We start from the raw sequence: 16153 nt of genomic DNA on the forward strand, positions 1-16153 counted from the left end.
AACTTTTTGGGTTCAGATCAAATTTGCATCAGGCGTGTTTTCTATTATTCTACTTTTCTTAATATCTTATTATTCTTTCACTCACTCGCTCACTAAGGATATATCTATATTGTGCCGTTCGGAAAAGTTTAGCCTCTAATGCATATTTAGATTGGGGTAAAATTAAATTTGCGGTGTTTTTAAAGTGGACACTGCACGTGTCAGAATCTATGGAATCTATCCGTTGAACATGTGATTGGGATAACCAGATGCACGTTTCATTCTTAGGAGATTCTACAGGAAAAAAGAAAATACCAAGTTCGAGGTTAATCATGATAGGAGATAGACTCACATAGCCCATTGATCGACGAACTGCTTCACGCCTGCCTTCATAGCTAGAACCAAAAAATAAACAGCTCTCATTAATAATTTTGATTGGGCTGAGCGCAACCCTTTCATTTTTTTCACTTACTAAAATTTCCGTTTGAACCTCTCCGTATTCGTTATAAAACGGTAAGAGTGCCATCGTACTCGTATTAATTTCGTAGGATCGAAGAAGTAATGTTTTTTCCATTTATACATCCTCCTTTTTAATAGTAAATAACCCATAACTCCTCCCTTAAAAATTAGAAAGTAAAATACTCCCAATAGGTAAATTATACTAAGTCTTTTGACAGGAATCTATATAATTTTACAAAAATTTTAACTATTTAAATAATTAGTAAAATAATTCCTCAAATAGGTTTGAATACTAGCGAATCGTGGAATACATAACAGGGCGAAAAGGACGAATATTTTCGACCTATTTTTCCAACTACTTTAATGAATATGAGGCTGATGAAAAATGGCAAAAGGTGATCTGCTGATCATTGGTGGCAATGAGGACAAAAGTGATAAGAGGATTATCTTATCCCGATTCTCTGCACTATGTAAAAATCGTCAGGGACCGATCGGGATCCTGACAACAGCATCCGGCTATCCGGAAGAAGTAGGCAGTGAATATTATCAACTGTTTCAAACATTGCATGGTACTAAGCCACTGCTTTTCCATTTAGATTCTCGTGAAAAAGCGGAAGATCCTGAATTACCCGAACAGCTTTCTTCTCTGTCTGGTCTTTTTATGACAGGTGGCGATCAGTTAAGGCTGACAAGCATTTTAGGCGGAACATCCTTTTATAAACACCTCTTTCGAGAATGGCAAAACGGTTTAATCATCGGAGGAACAAGTGCCGGTGCTGCAGTTATGAGCAGATTGATGATAATTTCATCAAAGCTGTTTGAAAAAGAAGATGTTTCTATACTTGAGTTAGGTTCAGGTTTTGGATTTCTAGAAGACGTAATTATTGATCAGCACTTTTCTCAGCGTGACCGATTTAGTCGTCTCATGCGTGCAATCGCATTAAACCCTCAGATTATTGGCATCGGAATTGATGAAAACACCGCAATCTGGGTTCATAACGATGGTAAACAGTTTGAGGTGATCGGTGAATACAACGTTAGCATATTTGATGGCAAAACCTCGACCTATGTAGACATTGCTGAGAATAAAGGAAATATGACGATTTCCGATATCCGTTTCCATACTCTTGGGGCGGGTGCTGTTTTTGACTTATACAAACGAGAACTAATCATCACTTAAGGAGAGAACGTCTTAATGAAAATCAACCGCGTCAATTACTTAACCGGACCAAACCTTTACAGCTTTAAACCTACTATATGCATTGAGCTTGATATAGAAGATTTTGAAGAAAAACCATCTAACACACTACCAGGGTTTGTAGATACATTGCTAAAAGTCATTCCTTCCCTTCACACACATACCTGTTCAAGGGGTTATGCAGGCGGATTTGTAGAACGCCTTCATGAAGGAACGTGGATCGGACATGTCTTAGAGCACATTGCTCTTGAGATTCAACATCTTGCTGGAATCTCAGTCAAACGAGGAAAAACGATCACAAGCGAACGAACAGGAATATATTTTGTAACCTACGATTATGCAGAACCAAAATCAGGCTTTTACGCGTTCGAAGCAGCACTCGAAATTGTAACCGCTATCTTAGCAGAACAGGAAATTAGCGCTGACCCTTACATCTCTCACACCTCTGACCTTTACCATTTACATAAATTAGGTCCGAGTACGGAAGCCATCTATGAAGCTGCACGAAAACGCAAGATTCCAGTAGAGCGTATCGGAACAAACAGCTATTTAAGAATCGGAACAGGTAAGAAGCAAAAATCCGTCCAAGCGACCATCTCTTCCCAAACATCATACTTGGCAGTAGAGAATTCTTGTGATAAAGAAATGACCAAAACATTAGTAAGAAGTGCTGGCCTCCCTGTTCCTGATGGTGATGTGGTTTCCAATGAATATGAGCTGCTTCAGTCAGCTGAAAAAATTGGTTACCCGCTTGTGATTAAACCACTTAACGGCAGACAGGGACAGAACATTATTACGAATATTCAAAATGACAATGACTTAATCGCTGCTTTTCACTGTGTCTACACCGAAGGGACTTCATATATTCTCGAGCGATATTATGAAGGCAATGATTACCGTTTGTTCGTCGTAAATAATGAGCTAGTTGCTGCAAGTCTTCGTCTTCCACCTTTTGTGATTGGTGATGGCTATAAGACGATAGCTGAACTCATTGATGAAGAAAACTTAAATCCATTACGCGGTGATGGTCATGAAAAAGCGATGAGTAAAATCCCTTTAGATGAACGTACGGTCGTTCATCTTGAAAAGAGCGGCTACTCTCTTCAATCCGTATTAGGCAAAGGAGAATCTGTAGAAGTTTTAGGAAACGCAAACCTGTCTACAGGGGGTTCAGCCATTGATGTGACAGATGATGTTCACCCTGATTATCGTAACATGGCTATTGAAGCTGCAGCTGCAGTTGGTCTTGATATTGCAGGAATAGATATTTTGTCACCGGATGTAACGGTTCCTTTTATTGAAGGTGATGCTGCAATCCTTGAAGTGAATGCAGCTCCTGGCATACGTATGCACCTCCACCCTTCACAAGGAAAAAGCAGAGATGCAGGCGGAGCCATTATAGACTATCTGTTTGGTTCTCGTGACGAAGCAGCGATTCCTGTTGTTGCAGTAACTGGCACAAACGGAAAAACGACGACCACACGTCTTGTTTCACATCTTTTACAAAAGGAAAATATAACGGTTGGATATACGTGCTCTGATGGTGTATGGGTGGGTGATCAGCAACTTGACGCTGGAGATTGCAGCGGGCCAAGAAGTGCACGTAAAGTTTTAGCTCACCCTTCAGTAGATATCGCCGTATTAGAGACTGCTCGTGGTGGAATGCTGCGAGAAGGATTGGCGTTTCGCTATTGTGACGTTGGCATCGTAACTAACGTTAGTGAAGATCATCTTGGGTTGAATGGCGTGGAAACGTTGGAAGACTTAAAAAAATTGAAGCAGACGGTTGCTGAAGTTGTGCTTCCTGAAGGTACATGTGTATTGAACGCTGACGATTCACGATGCGTCGATATGGCGAATCATACAAATGGCGAAGTAATCTTCTTCTCCCTATCGGTAATGAATCCTGTTATTCAAGATCAGTTAAAGAAAGGATTAAAAGTTTGGTATCTAGAAGATGACTGGGTTGTATTCAATGAGAACGGTCATGCAGAAAGATTTCTTCCTGTATCTCACATTCCGATTACGATTAATGGCGCTGCCCGACACAATATCGCGAATGTCCTTGGCGCACTTGCAGCCGCTCACTCATTTGGAAGACCATTGTCAGAGTTAAGAAGCAAAGTAATCACTTTTCTTTCAACAGAAAACCAAAACAGAGGTCGCTTCAACGTTTTAAACATCCATGATCGTACAATTGTAGTAGATTATGCGCATAACCCTGCTGGTCTAAAGGCACTTTTTGAAACTGTAGATCATCTGAAGGGTGGCCGAGTCATAACAGTTGGTTCAGCAGCTGGAGACAGACCAGACAGAACGATTCAAGAGATGGGACGTATTTTCGGAGCTCACTCTGATATTTTCATCATAAAAGAAGATATAAACCTAAGAGGAAGGATTCCAGGTGAAACGGTTCATCATCTTTATACGGGTGTAAAAGAAGCAGAAGGCATTACTTCCGTCTCTGTATATCCTAAGGAAGCTGAAGCCTTAATCCAGGCATGGGAATGCTCAGAGCCTGGTGACACACTCGTTTTTCTCTATGACGAATACACTTCCATTCAGGGTATACTACAGAAAATCAAAAATTCAAAAGCTGTAGGCGTACTGCAGAAAGCAGAATAAAAAAAGCAGCTCATATGGGAGCTGCTTTTTACTTTTTATGACTTAAGTGTTTTAACAACAATCGCTTGTGAAGCACTCTTGATCAAGCACCCTTCCAAATCACCTTCACTTAATAATCCTAGCTTGATTGCAGATTTTACTTTTTCTTCATCCGGTTTTGGTACATGAAGAATGAGATCTATCATATTTAACTCAGTAAGTCGATTTACTGTCTTTTCTTCATGGAGCTTTTCGGATTTTCTGATCTGCCTTTGCAGCTTGTAGTTGTTTACCGTTACTTCACCTTTCTCATTTTGCCCAACTAAATGATCAAAATAAATATGAAAAACTTTTTTTAGTTCGTCTAATTCTTTCTCTAGCTCTTTTTTCTTCTCGTTAAGTTTATTGTATTTTATGATTAAGTCTTCTGAAATGGTGTAATTTGTATTTTGTGTAGACAAAGCTCGTCCCTCCTATTTACCAATGAATAGTTCATCTTATGGTAGATTTGAGCGATTTATACCAAAATTAAAACCACCAAACATGATTAGTCAGGTGGCTCATTCACAGCATTAGGCTGTTCTATTCTATTAATTGTTTTCTGTTCCACTTTCATGATCTGGCTTATTCTTCCCTTTACTCACATAAGGTTTTGGACCTTTTTTCTTACTGCTGGCTTTCCAGCGGTTCCATCCCTTTTTCCCTGTTCCTTGACCAACGCCGCTTTTCTTGCCTTTTGCTTTACTCATACTTATCACTCCATGACCGTTCTTGTGCTTATTTTAAGCAGTAATTTGAATTATACTACATTAGCGGCGGTGGGGATAGTTCCATTAAAAATGAAGAAACACAACCAACCATTTCTTCATCAATCAGCTGGATTAATAATAGCCATTTGTTGATGATCTTCCCACTTTCCATTAATCTTTACATTTTTACGAGCTAGTCCTTCTTTTTCAAAACCCGCTTTTTCTAACACTCGTATAGAACCAATGTTATGCGGCATCACACCCGCTTCAACTCGATGAAGTTTGAGCTCATCAAATGCGTATTTAACGAGTAAACGCACAGCTTCTGTCGTATAGCCTTTGCCATTATGCTTTTTATCTAAAAAGTAACCGACAAATGCACTTTGAATCGATCCGCGCATCACGGCAAACAAGTTAATTGTTCCGATCAGTATCTCTTCGTCATTTGTAAAAATACCAAAATAATAATCCAGATCCTGTTTAGCATTCTCTACTAACATCTGAATTCTTTTCTCCTGACTTTCAAGAGAGTAAAAATCATCGCTTCGTTCCATAGCAAACTGACTAAAGAACTCTCGGTTCTCCAATTGAAGATTTAGCATATCTCCTGCATCCTCAACAGTCAGTGATCGAATATAAATATTGTCTCCAGTTAATTTAACATTTGTTTCCACGCTTTGATTCATATCTTTTCTCTCCATTTCTTATGTAAGATCCTTTGTGGTAAGCTTCACTCTTAATTTCCTCATGTTGCCTAATGTTCCTTCATATTCAAGTTTTCCTTGCTCGATCAAATAATGAATTCGGTTAAAAATAAACGCATCACCCACATATTGTTCGAGATGGCCGAGTATATCACCAACTAGACGTGAGCATTCTCTAAATCCTTCACCATATTTCCACTCTAAACGCCTCGCAGAATTAATGACGAACGAATCTAGATGGTCAACACTAACGCTTTTTATTACACCGTCTTCCCAAAGTCTCAACACTTTTTCTGATTCGCTCAATGAATCCCACTCTTTAAGAAGTTTATTCTTACATTCAGCAGAGACCCGTTCATAATTATGCGTTTTCTCTAAAATGACTTTTAGATTTTCCGGAGAAACTTCACTCGTGTGTAATGATGTATAGATGATATTAGGAGGTTTGCAATATGTGTTAAAACAATCATTAGTATTAAGCAGAAGAATATGGTTTTTCCGATCTTCAAGTAATTTCATCACAAACCTCAAACCTGTCTGTTCAGGAGCATTGTCAGCAGCCCAGATTGTAATATGTGCATCCTTAGGAACCTCACAAATATCCTGAAGCGTGTGCCTAAAAGCTGCTTCATATTCATTTACATAATAAGCTTCCATGTCCCTTTTTGCCATATTGTCTTTGAACCACTGCACTCGATTTACTAAACCCTTTTCAGTTTCCAATTCATGAATAGGGCCGATTGCAAATGAATCTGGAAATCCAATTACATGTTCATGGCGTTTCTCCTTACTGAGCATCCACTTCATTGCGCCAGCCGTACATTCTCCAAATACTAGATGAACGTTCATCAATATAGCTCCTTAGCTTTACAAATATACAAGTCTATCGAATTTGGCCATCCAACAACTTCTCTATTCCAACTGAAACCTCCTCTTTTTTTCCAAAATTTTTACAAAGAAAATAGAGCTGAGGATGTTCAGCTCTTATAAACCAATTATTCCAAGTCTGTTTCTTCTAATGTAAAGTTGTTGTCATCTGCAAACTTCTCTAATTCACTCTGACTTTTCTCGCTCATTTTTTCTGCTTCCTCAAGCATAGTACGCGACTTTTCATCTAATTCTACATCTTGTTCTTCTATTGCAGTTAAACTTAACTTCATCGCTTCTGCTCTAGTCTCTATATTTTTCACAAAAAGATCTTGTGATGACTTTAAGTCGTCTAATTCATTCAAGCTTATTTCTTTAGCTTCTCCTGCCAATGCTTCATAATTAGCAATTATGGTCACTAGTTCCTCTTTCGCAGTAGGGTCTTGTGCCATTTTTTCAAATTCAGAGTCCACCTGTTTAGATAATTCCATATCTTTTTTTATAAGTTTATTGCGATCATCCAAATAAGCATTAAAATCATCTTCAATCAGCATGTTACAACCGCTTAGAACCATTACACTTATAGCTACTACCAATCCCAACATTTTTTTCATTTCTTGTTTTCACCTCATGGATAATTTTGGATTCTATTTTCTTGATACCCTAATCTCACAAGGTGTTAAACCAAAGTTTTACATTTTTATAAAACTTTGGTTACGGATTAATAGTTTGATAGCTTGTGATAGATTTCTCTAAAAAATCCAATACTTCATGGCTAACAGGATATAAGTTCAATGAGCGTGAGGAGGTTTCTGATTTTCTAGCATTCCAGAATTTCTCCTCTAATTCGGTATCTCCCTGAAACATTTCATGAGATAAGAGTAATACATCTGAAGCAATGATATGGCCATCTTCTGACGTGGGTTCCCTGTTGTTTTTCAAACAGATCTCTATCCTTTTTATTATATTCACCCATTTTGTTGTACTTGCATCTTCAAGTTTTGGGAGCGAGGTTTCAAGCATCTGTCTCTCATTATCAGAAAAAAACGTTTCCCAGGTTTGATTTTTCTCAACAGTCTTTTTATCTTCATTTGCTTGAACGAGAGAAAGGATATGCTCCCAATCCAACTCTCCCTGAAGTTCTAAAATATGTAGGAGTGTGTTTATTTTTTCAAACGCTGAGTGAAACTGGTCCAGCTGAGTTTGAACATCTTTCTTTTGAACGGTAAGAATATCTTTTATCGTTACTTCACTTATTATTTTTTTAATTTCTGTTAGTGGTAGAGACAACGATTTTAAGAGTGTAATCTTTTCTAAAAGTTGCAGATCCTCTCTCGTATACAATCTCGAACCGCTCTCACTCTTTATACTCGGTAAAAGCAAACCGATTTGGTCGTAATATCTGAGCGTCCTTACCGAAACTCCATATTGCTTCGAAACCTTTCCTGTTGAAAATAAGCTCATCATATTTTTCTCCTTTTTCTCTTGCAGGTTACGTTACGTCACCGCTTACAATTAACATATTATAACAAGGTAATCAGGAGGAACAATAAGATGAAAGTTACAACAGAGAGAAAATGGAACAGTCGTGAGCTCATACTTTTATTGAGTCTTTGTTTAGTTGGCGTACCGATTCTATTGGAGAACATACTATACTATCAGTTGATACATTGGTTTGATAATACCTTATACGCTGGTACGTTTACGGGTTTTTGCATGGCGATTGTATTTACATTAAGTGTTTATTGGATCGCGTTAAAACCAAATAGAATAGGGTGGCGCTCAGTAGGTGTTGCACCACTCACCAAAAAAATGTGGAAAACAATTGTTCTATGGACAATATTGCTTATTATCATTAGTATAACGCTTGTCGTAATAATGGATGTCCTCTCAATAGGAACAAGTAATGATAAGACTGATAGTTTAAAGTCAAATATTACCCCATTTACCTTAATGATTGGTTTTTTATCTGCTGCCGTCGTTTCTCCTATTTACGAAGAGATCTTTTATCGTGGTTTTTTGTATACGTGGTTTAGACGATGGGGCATACAAAAGGCAATGATTTTTAGCTCGTTCATTTTTATGATCGTTCATATTCCCACATACAACACGTTGCCGGTAAATTTTGCATCTGGACTAGTCTTTTGCTGGGTATATGAAAAGACAGGTTCTATTATTCCAGCGATTATTATTCATGGAGTTGTAAACGGGATCGGAATCTCTTTATCTGTTTTAGGGTGATTCTTAAAATCGAATACAAAAAAGCGAAGATCCCCTAAGGTCTCCGCTTTCTTTCCATATAGATATAATTTATTTCGGATTCAACGGCGTTAATTCAAATTCAGGCTTGCGCTTTTCTTGGTCAACTACGGACTGTTCTTTAAGCACGTATCGTGAAACTGGCAAATCCAAAGGCTTTATCGTTTGCTGGTTATGATTGGTCATAGTAAGCATAACTCATCCCTCCTTACCAGGTTTTAACTTCTATTTACCCCGGATGTTATATCGAGAAACCTTTTTCTACAAAAATAGTGCGACAGTCCTCATTATTTGTCTAATTCATGACTATAGGAGTAGAATACAAAATATACAAAGCAACAGGTTATGCCTACTGATTGTGAAAGGATGAATTATTTTGAAATTTGGAGTTATTGGAACAAATTGGATTACTGAGAGTTTTATTGGGGCTGCTAAAGAAGTAGATGGTTTTACATTGCGTGCAGTTTACTCGCGTACAGAAGAAAAAGCTAAAGAATTTGCTGAAAAGAATGGTGCTGAGTATACATTTACGGATTTAGATAAGATGGCAGCTAGTGATGTGATTGATGCAGTGTATATTGCTAGCCCAAACTCTTTCCATGCTGAGTATGCCATCACTCTCATGAATCAGGGCAAGCATGTGATCTGCGAAAAACCTATGGCATCAAATGCACGAGAAGTTAAAAAAATGATCGCTGTCGCAAAAGAAAACAACGTGTTACTGATGGAAGCGATGCGTTCGACCGTGACACCGAACTTTAAGAGCATTCAAGAGAATCTACATAAGATTGGTACGATCCGCCGTTATTTTGCAAACTCCTGTCAGTATTCTTCCCGTTATGATAAATATAAAGAAGGAACGATACTTAACGCATTCAAACCTGAATTTTCGAACGGCTCATTGATGGATATTGGTATCTATTGTTTGTACCCTATGGTTGTGCTTTTCGGAGAGCCTGAAGATGTTAAAGCAAATGCCTACCTACTAGAGTCTGGAGTCGATGGTGAAGGGAGTATACTTTTAAACTATGGTGACAAAGAAGCTGTAGTTATGCATTCAAAGATCACAGATTCTTATGCACCATCTGAAATCCAAGGTGAAAACGGAAGCATCATTATTGATCACATTCAGGACATGACCAAAATTGAGATCCGTTACCGTGATGGTCATACCGAAAACATTACAGCTAAGCAAGATAAACCAAAAATGTATTACGAAGCAAAAGAGTTTATCGATCTGATTGAACGTGGTGAACTTGAGTCTAAAGTGAATTCACACGCAAATTCACTTGCAGTAATGAAGATCATGGACGAGGCGAGAAAACAGGTTGGTTTGATTTATCCGGCTGACCGATCAAACAACGTGTAAAAATTGCGTTATCCTTATATACTATGGGTGAAACAATAAAATGGGGGGATTCCTATGTTGCACATTGAAATGTGGACAGACTTTGCTTGACCATTCTGCTATATTGGCAAAAAGCGTCTGGAGGACGCTATTAAAAAGATTAATCATCCTGTTGAAGTAACGTATCGCTGCTTTGAACTGGATCCTACGATGGAACGTGACGTTAAAGATAACATCTATCAAAAACTATCTAAAAAGTATGGAATGAGTTTAGATGCTGCTAAAGCAAACACGCAAAACGTGATACAAATGGCGAGTGAATCTGGACTGGAATATCACATGGATACGATGATTCTCACCAATACTTTTGACGCTCACCGTTTGACTATGTTTGCTAAAAAAGAGGGTAAGATGCAGGAGATGACAGAACGCATTTTATATGCCTTTTTTACAGAATCCAAACATATTGGAGATCATGCAACATTAGCAGATCTTGCGGTAGAAGTTGGGTTAGATAGAGAATCAGTAATACAAATGCTCTCAAGTGATGAGATGGCTAATGAGGTTCGAGCTGATGAAGAAACGGCAAAAGCATATGGCGTTACAGGAGTACCTTTTTATCTCATCAACAAAAAATATGCCCTTACTGGTGCACAGCCGACTGATGTTTTTGTACAGGCATTAAACAAAATCATTGCAGAAAACGAAATTACGATTCTAAACAATGAAGATGGAATGAGCTGTGACGATGATGGCTGCGAAATTCCAAAGAAATAACATTGTACATTAAAGGAGCTACTCTCTATGAGTTAGCTCCTTTTTGTTTAGCATTTTACTCTCTCTAAGACTAAACGCTTCTCTCTACCTTTAACTTAAAATTTGGTTTTGTCACATATTCCTTATAAATTACTTTTCCTTCATTGTTTAAATAATCACTATAACGAGTCAGATAAGCTTCTCCTGTTAGCATATCTAGAACGTCTTCCTTTGGCACCCAACGGCTATCCGTCGTTTCATCTGATACCGCTAATTCCCCGCCAATCGGCTTGCAGACAAAATCAAACATGACTTTTGTTGGAACGTTCGTGACTCCATCATGCCAAGTATATTGAGCAGTATTCGAGTATACTCCCGATAAATGTGAAACGGTAATATCAATACCGCTCTCTTCCTTTGTTTCACGAATCAAAGCGTCAATTAAGTTTTCTCCCGCTTCCACCTGTCCTCCAGGAAACACCCATCCGTTATGTATCGTTTTTACTAATAAGATATTTCCTTTCCCATCTTCCACATAACCTGCAACTGCTACAATATGAGTTGGCATTATCATCGTTAAGACCTCCGCTATAATAGATTGTTATATCCTACTCCATCATAAGTCGAATTAGAAGATATTCCCATGATTACTGGGTGATACGTTGATGATAGATGAACCACTTTCCATTACTTTTTCAAATTAACACTTACGTAAATCAATGAGAAAAGAAAAAACAATGCTTCTATGATGTTAGTCATACGTTTATAAATGGATTATAAGAAAGATCAAATAGAATGTTCACTACACAATATAAACCTGTAACGATGATTAAAACGAGTAGAACAGACTTATTAATAAATGATTTAACTTCCACTTATGTTCACTTCCTTCTGAAAAGAGCTTAGCTGTACCTACTCAAAGCTTCATATAAAAATTTTTTTTGATAACCGCTTCGTTGATAAATAACTTCCACCCAATGTTCAATGGAATCTGTTTGATCATCCTTAAACAAGCCTTCATTCGTACTCAAAAAGCTTTCCCAATGAAAGAACTCCCAGTGTGCCGTCTCATTCTTATAAGGCACTCTACATTCAAAGAGGGGCTTAGGATAAATGTTATTCTGCGAGTATTCTGCTCCTTGTAAAAAGACATTCCACTCAATAGGGGTTAAATCAAATAACTGTTTTGAAACTTTCCCATTCGGTCTATGATAAAGAATTTCAATCTGGCTTTGATCTTTAGATTGAACTTGTATTTCAGCTGCAGGAAAAAAACCTTTTAATTTTCCTTCTGAATAGTCATCACTATTTGTTTCAACGAGAATGGGTTGCAGCCACTGATCTCCAAGATCACACAGATATCGGTTACCATTTTCGTCTAACGCTACAACTGCGACATGTGCTTCATCCGAATGAAAGTTTGAACCTATTGGAAAGGCTTTAATTCCATGTTGTTTAAATTCATCCAATAACCATAATGCAAGATCAAAGCAGTTTCCAGTATTACCGTATTGAATTCTATGCTCTTTCATCAACGATACATCTCGTTGTTTTTTTGCCGTCCCTTGATTAAAGTACCAAGCCTTCGTTAAGGTTTCCATAGGAAAAGAATCAAACTTCTTCCACGTTTCAAGAATATGATGTGATGGATGCATCTAAAATCCCCCCTTATCCTCATGCAATATATTTACAATTAAGTATATTATCACATATTTTCCTCATTAATTTTATAAGATAGATGGAGATCCTTCTTCTCGTCAGTACCCTTTTTTCTAACCTTATTCGTACAAACCTTCTTAAGACTAAGCACTTCTATTACAGGTATAAATAGTAAAAGAGATGAACTAGGCACTCAATTAGGGCTCGAACTTTTTTGTTTAACAAAAAAGAATTCAAAAAAGAGCTCCGGATTTCCTGAGCTCTTCATTGTTATTGTTATTTTATTGTTATAATTTTGTTGTTCTGTAACTTCCCAATACACGCACATCATGTCCGAAAGCTTCTAATATCGTGATGGCTTTATTCATTTTTTCTTCATGAAGGCCATTTTGAGCTTCTACAAAAAAATGATAAGTCCCAAGCTTCTTTTTCGTTGGTCTGGATTCAATCCAAGTCAAGTTGATCGATAGCGCTGTAAATACGTTCAAGATGGATGAAAGGACACCAGAATAATCTGATGTTGGTGAGATTAGTAACATCGTTTTTGAATTCTTTGGATTGACTTCGATATTTTCCTTGCTGATTACAACAAAACGGGTATGATTGTTGCTGTTGTCTTGTATCCCACTTTTTACAATTTCTAGATCCAAGACCTCAGCAGCGTATTTAGATGCAATCGCTGCAACATCTTTTCTTTCTTGATTTTTAACAGCTCTTGCCGCTGCAGATGTGCTATCATAATGCTTGCTTTTCACTTTTGCTTCTCTAATAAAATCTCTACACTGCGCGAGAGCTGGAACAATTGACCATACTTCACGTATATCTTCTAGTAAAGCTCCCTTTAATGTCAGGAGGTGCAATGAGACCGGGAAAATGATTTCAGCTTCCACAAAGAGATCATGTCTCAACAAACCGTCAGCAGTAATATTGATCGTGCCTTCGATTGAATTTTCAATTGGTACGATCCCTCTATTTGCTGTTCCCTCTTCTACTGCTTCGAGTACATCTACAATAGAATCACATTTATGCCATTCATTCTCTTGATCTGCAAAATAACGAAAGGCAGCTTCTTCTGAGAAACTTCCCTGTGGACCTAAGTATGCAACTTTCATAACTTCGATAACGCCTGCCTTTAGTTTTTCATATCAGTATACAACGATTAAGGAGTTACACCAACCTTTTTCATTAAAAAGGGTTCACTTATTTCACTTCAACGACGACACTACCGAACCGTTTCCCTCCAAAAAAAGTATCTAGTCGATAAACTCCCGGCTTGCTAAACTTCATATTTGTTGGAATTGAATGAATAGACCCTGTTTCTTCAATCGGTGTTAAGGGACTGCCTTTTATAAACTCATACGACCAAACCATCCGAGAATTTTGAACAAGAACTCTTTCTTGTTCCCCACTCTCCCTGTTCGTGGCTATTATCTTGAAATCACCTCTTGTTAAGGTGCTGACTTCATTAGTTCCTCCAAAAAAATGCCATAAAAACTTATCTGTTTTCCCAGCTATAAATGACGGTCCAGCTATTCCGATTTTATCTTTTTCTCCTAATAATACTTCAAAGGTAGATGTTGCAAATTCGGTTGAAAGTTGCCAATTTTCCTCACTCCCTTGAAGAAGTTTACCCTTATTATAGATCTTAAATGAATGAGCTAACTCAGCTGCGGTTTCTTCATTAAAGAAAGGTGTGTGAAAGTAAACATGATAATTCAGCTTACTGTGTGGTGAGTTAAAGTAATAATGGAGAATTTGCGTTACTTTCATCGTTTTTTGATGATCTAATATAAATGTTCCCGCATACCGATATCCCTCTAATTCTTCGTTAATAAAGGTGTTTTGAGACTGAATACTTTTAAGCTTTTCATCATCTGTTAACGCCTCGATTCCTCCAACTTCTACTCCGTCAGCTGTAAAGACCACGGAGCCATCCTTATTCTTCTTCAAAACAAAATCATCTTTTTTCTTAATCTGAAATGTTTCATCACCATGCAAGAAAAGCCCACTCCCTGTTGTATATTTTACAGCTTTTCCATCTGGTTGATTAATTGCGAAGTAGCTCACACTCACTAATAGAAAAAGAAGAACAATCATACTTAACAATGTTTTGTAAATATGAAATACTCTATGAGATTTTTTATTATAAGGCAACAGATTTAACTCGTTTTCTATCTCTCGTTTCTGATCATTATTCATTTTGTACGTTTTAAAATTCTTTAGTTCGATGATTACTTCTTCATTGGTTAATCGTTTCAATGTAATCACTCCACATTTCAGACGTAAGCTTTTTCTTTAGCGATTGAATAGATCGATGATAGGTAAGGTTAACTTTGTCTACTTTCCATTTCAAAATTTGAGAAGTTTCTTCAGGAGTAAAGTCGAGGATTCCCCTTAGAATTACAACATCTCTATAAGAAGTCTTCAAATCGTTGATAGCTTTATATAACTCCTGTTTTCGTTCGTCCTCCAATACCCAATCATGAGGAAGTTTACTTTTTTCAGAGAATATACTTCTTAGTTGAGAGACAAGAACATAATGCCTTTTCCTTTTCCGCATATGATCAATGGCAATATTTCTTGCAATGGAAATAAGCCAAGTCTTAGGATCGGAACGTTCTTCAAATTGATACATAAATTTAAATCCTTTAATAAATACTTCTTGAACCAGATCTTCAATGTCTTTTGTGCCTAAATAATAAATAAGAAAGTTATAAATATCATTGTGATACTCGTTAAACCAGCGTTGTATTTGTTTATGGTTTTTCATCGCTTCACTCCCTCTTCTAAGAGCCTTTCATGTATTAGACGTCTATGTTCAGAATTCCTTTCAACACAATTACAAATTTTTTTTTGCACACTTGTACAAGCCGTTTTCAACATAAACCATAATTAGAGAAAGCGATGGTGATTACTTGGCTAAATTTCTTTATTTATTAACGAGTCAAAATGCAAGTTATTCTAACTCGATTGCCTACGAATTACTGTAGCAAGCGCTCCCCCATGTAGAGTCAGCTTAATTAAATGTCAGCGCTGGCCCAAATATTAAGGTTGTCTTACAAGGTCCCTTACACTTTAGCTGTCGTTACTACTATAATGATTCAAATCGGACGTGGTACAAGCCCTAACTCTCCATGGTGTTTCCATCTGATATATAAGACAGGACAAATGTACATCTTAAATTTCAATCTTGATCTGTGTCCACCGGTTTTTTTATAAAATTAATAAAAAGTTTACAACAGAAGGTTTCCTAGCTAATGATCATGTGCTACGCTCTTATATAGGATAATATAACTAGATTAGGGTGTTTCAAAAGATGTGTGATGACCAAATCGTGATTAAAATCATAAAAAAACTAGGCCAATTGTTTGAAGAATATAAATGCTGTAAATGTGAAAAGCACAAAAAGAAGTTAGTACGCGACATTCAGCTATTGGGTGAAAAACTAGAAGAAATCTGAGACTGATCAAGCGGAGAAGCTCAAAATCTCATAAAATTTTTGAGCTTTTTTAGCTCTTAAATGTAAAAAGCCGTCCATATAATCTGGACGGCTCAGCTTGTAGACAAAGTA

18 protein-coding genes are annotated in these 16153 nt (G+C 37.3%); 5 read left to right on the forward strand and 13 right to left on the reverse strand.

Going from position 1 to position 16153, the window contains the following annotated elements; all coding sequences use genetic code 11:
* Positions 1-58 precede the first annotated feature (58 nt).
* Positions 59-553, reverse strand: a complete 495-nt coding sequence (locus P4V41_RS21080; RefSeq protein ID WP_328087153.1) for a competence protein ComK — start codon at positions 551-553, stop codon at positions 59-61.
* 270 nt (positions 554-823) lie between these two features.
* Here P4V41_RS21080 and P4V41_RS21085 point away from each other — a divergent pair, with 270 nt between their 5' ends.
* Both P4V41_RS21085 and cphA read left to right on the forward strand, forming a co-directional pair.
* The gene (locus P4V41_RS21085; RefSeq protein WP_328087155.1) at positions 824-1618 is read left to right on the forward strand and encodes a cyanophycinase; all 795 of its coding nucleotides are present in this window, start codon (positions 824-826) and stop codon (positions 1616-1618) included.
* 15 nt (positions 1619-1633) lie between these two features.
* Positions 1634-4261 (forward strand): cyanophycin synthetase, encoded by a 2628-nt coding sequence (cphA, locus tag P4V41_RS21090; RefSeq protein WP_328087156.1) that lies wholly within the window; start codon positions 1634-1636, stop codon positions 4259-4261.
* Between the two features lie 35 nt (positions 4262-4296).
* Here the strand turns inward: cphA and P4V41_RS21095 are convergent, their stop codons facing one another.
* From P4V41_RS21095 to P4V41_RS21120, 6 genes are all read right to left on the reverse strand, one after another.
* Positions 4297-4701, reverse strand: a complete 405-nt coding sequence (locus tag P4V41_RS21095) for a hypothetical protein (RefSeq protein WP_328087157.1) — start codon at positions 4699-4701, stop codon at positions 4297-4299.
* 129 nt (positions 4702-4830) lie between these two features.
* Positions 4831-4989, reverse strand: a complete 159-nt coding sequence (locus P4V41_RS21100) for a DUF3934 domain-containing protein (protein ID WP_328087159.1) — start codon at positions 4987-4989, stop codon at positions 4831-4833.
* Between the two features lie 119 nt (positions 4990-5108).
* Positions 5109-5675, reverse strand: a complete 567-nt coding sequence (locus P4V41_RS21105) for a GNAT family protein (RefSeq protein ID WP_328087161.1) — start codon at positions 5673-5675, stop codon at positions 5109-5111.
* An 18-nt stretch (positions 5676-5693) separates the two neighbouring features.
* Positions 5694-6542, reverse strand: coding sequence for a DUF1835 domain-containing protein (locus tag P4V41_RS21110; RefSeq protein WP_328087162.1), 849 nt, complete (start codon positions 6540-6542; stop codon positions 5694-5696).
* Between the two features lie 146 nt (positions 6543-6688).
* Complete coding sequence (locus tag P4V41_RS21115) at positions 6689-7174, reverse strand: hypothetical protein (protein ID WP_328087164.1); 486 nt, start codon at positions 7172-7174, stop codon at positions 6689-6691.
* Between the two features lie 100 nt (positions 7175-7274).
* On the reverse strand, positions 7275-8024 hold the full coding sequence (locus tag P4V41_RS21120) for a MerR family transcriptional regulator (RefSeq protein WP_328087165.1): 750 nt from the start codon (positions 8022-8024) through the stop codon (positions 7275-7277).
* 90 nt (positions 8025-8114) lie between these two features.
* On the opposite strand from P4V41_RS21120, the gene P4V41_RS21125 reads away from it, so the two are divergent.
* Positions 8115-8801, forward strand: a complete 687-nt coding sequence (locus tag P4V41_RS21125) for a CPBP family intramembrane glutamic endopeptidase (protein WP_328087167.1) — start codon at positions 8115-8117, stop codon at positions 8799-8801.
* 69 nt (positions 8802-8870) lie between these two features.
* Here P4V41_RS21125 and P4V41_RS21130 read toward each other — a convergent pair whose 3' ends face one another.
* Positions 8871-9014, reverse strand: coding sequence for a hypothetical protein (locus tag P4V41_RS21130; protein WP_328087168.1), 144 nt, complete (start codon positions 9012-9014; stop codon positions 8871-8873).
* A gap of 178 nt (positions 9015-9192) precedes the next feature.
* Between P4V41_RS21130 and P4V41_RS21135 the strand changes: the two genes are divergently transcribed.
* A complete protein-coding gene (locus P4V41_RS21135) occupies positions 9193-10188 on the forward strand; it encodes a Gfo/Idh/MocA family oxidoreductase (protein WP_328087175.1) in 996 nt (331 codons plus the stop codon).
* Positions 10189-10290: 102 nt separating this feature from the next.
* Entirely contained in the window at positions 10291-10944 is a 654-nt protein-coding gene (locus P4V41_RS21140) for a DsbA family oxidoreductase (protein ID WP_328087177.1), read from the forward strand.
* Positions 10945-11014: 70 nt separating this feature from the next.
* Here P4V41_RS21140 and P4V41_RS21145 read toward each other — a convergent pair whose 3' ends face one another.
* The 5 genes from P4V41_RS21145 to P4V41_RS21165 form a co-directional block, all read right to left on the reverse strand.
* On the reverse strand, positions 11015-11497 hold the full coding sequence (locus P4V41_RS21145; protein WP_328087169.1) for an NUDIX hydrolase: 483 nt from the start codon (positions 11495-11497) through the stop codon (positions 11015-11017).
* A gap of 328 nt (positions 11498-11825) precedes the next feature.
* The gene (locus P4V41_RS21150) at positions 11826-12578 is read right to left on the reverse strand and encodes a hypothetical protein (RefSeq protein WP_328087170.1); all 753 of its coding nucleotides are present in this window, start codon (positions 12576-12578) and stop codon (positions 11826-11828) included.
* Positions 12579-12869: 291 nt separating this feature from the next.
* The gene (gene pheA / locus P4V41_RS21155; RefSeq protein WP_328087171.1) at positions 12870-13694 is read right to left on the reverse strand and encodes a prephenate dehydratase; all 825 of its coding nucleotides are present in this window, start codon (positions 13692-13694) and stop codon (positions 12870-12872) included.
* A gap of 88 nt (positions 13695-13782) precedes the next feature.
* The gene (locus tag P4V41_RS21160; RefSeq protein WP_328087172.1) at positions 13783-14841 is read right to left on the reverse strand and encodes a hypothetical protein; all 1059 of its coding nucleotides are present in this window, start codon (positions 14839-14841) and stop codon (positions 13783-13785) included.
* The gene (locus tag P4V41_RS21165) at positions 14822-15352 is read right to left on the reverse strand and encodes an RNA polymerase sigma factor (RefSeq protein WP_328087173.1); all 531 of its coding nucleotides are present in this window, start codon (positions 15350-15352) and stop codon (positions 14822-14824) included. Before P4V41_RS21165 ends, P4V41_RS21160 begins: the two co-directional genes overlap by 20 nt.
* Between the last annotated feature and the right edge of the window lie 801 nt (positions 15353-16153).

The sequence above is a fragment of the Fictibacillus nanhaiensis genome, assembly GCF_036213205.1.
In the GTDB taxonomy this organism is placed as follows: Bacteria; Bacillota; Bacilli; order Bacillales; family Fictibacillaceae; genus Fictibacillus; species Fictibacillus nanhaiensis_E.

Coding starts and splice junctions, on each gene's coding strand:
- P4V41_RS21080 (WP_328087153.1), bottom strand. CDS start 553: ATGGAAAAAACATTACTTCTTCGATCCTACGAAATTAATACGAGTACG.
- P4V41_RS21085 (WP_328087155.1), top strand. CDS start 824: ATGGCAAAAGGTGATCTGCTGATCATTGGTGGCAATGAGGACAAAAGT.
- cphA (WP_328087156.1), top strand. CDS start 1,634: ATGAAAATCAACCGCGTCAATTACTTAACCGGACCAAACCTTTACAGC.
- P4V41_RS21100 (WP_328087159.1), bottom strand. CDS start 4,989: ATGAGTAAAGCAAAAGGCAAGAAAAGCGGCGTTGGTCAAGGAACAGGG.
- P4V41_RS21105 (WP_328087161.1), bottom strand. CDS start 5,675: ATGAATCAAAGCGTGGAAACAAATGTTAAATTAACTGGAGACAATATT.
- P4V41_RS21110 (WP_328087162.1), bottom strand. CDS start 6,542: ATGAACGTTCATCTAGTATTTGGAGAATGTACGGCTGGCGCAATGAAG.
- P4V41_RS21115 (WP_328087164.1), bottom strand. CDS start 7,174: ATGAAAAAAATGTTGGGATTGGTAGTAGCTATAAGTGTAATGGTTCTA.
- P4V41_RS21120 (WP_328087165.1), bottom strand. CDS start 8,024: ATGAGCTTATTTTCAACAGGAAAGGTTTCGAAGCAATATGGAGTTTCG.
- P4V41_RS21125 (WP_328087167.1), top strand. CDS start 8,115: ATGAAAGTTACAACAGAGAGAAAATGGAACAGTCGTGAGCTCATACTT.
- P4V41_RS21130 (WP_328087168.1), bottom strand. CDS start 9,014: ATGCTTACTATGACCAATCATAACCAGCAAACGATAAAGCCTTTGGAT.
- P4V41_RS21145 (WP_328087169.1), bottom strand. CDS start 11,497: ATGATAATGCCAACTCATATTGTAGCAGTTGCAGGTTATGTGGAAGAT.
- P4V41_RS21150 (WP_328087170.1), bottom strand. CDS start 12,578: ATGCATCCATCACATCATATTCTTGAAACGTGGAAGAAGTTTGATTCT.
- pheA (WP_328087171.1), bottom strand. CDS start 13,694: ATGAAAGTTGCATACTTAGGTCCACAGGGAAGTTTCTCAGAAGAAGCT.
- P4V41_RS21165 (WP_328087173.1), bottom strand. CDS start 15,352: ATGAAAAACCATAAACAAATACAACGCTGGTTTAACGAGTATCACAAT.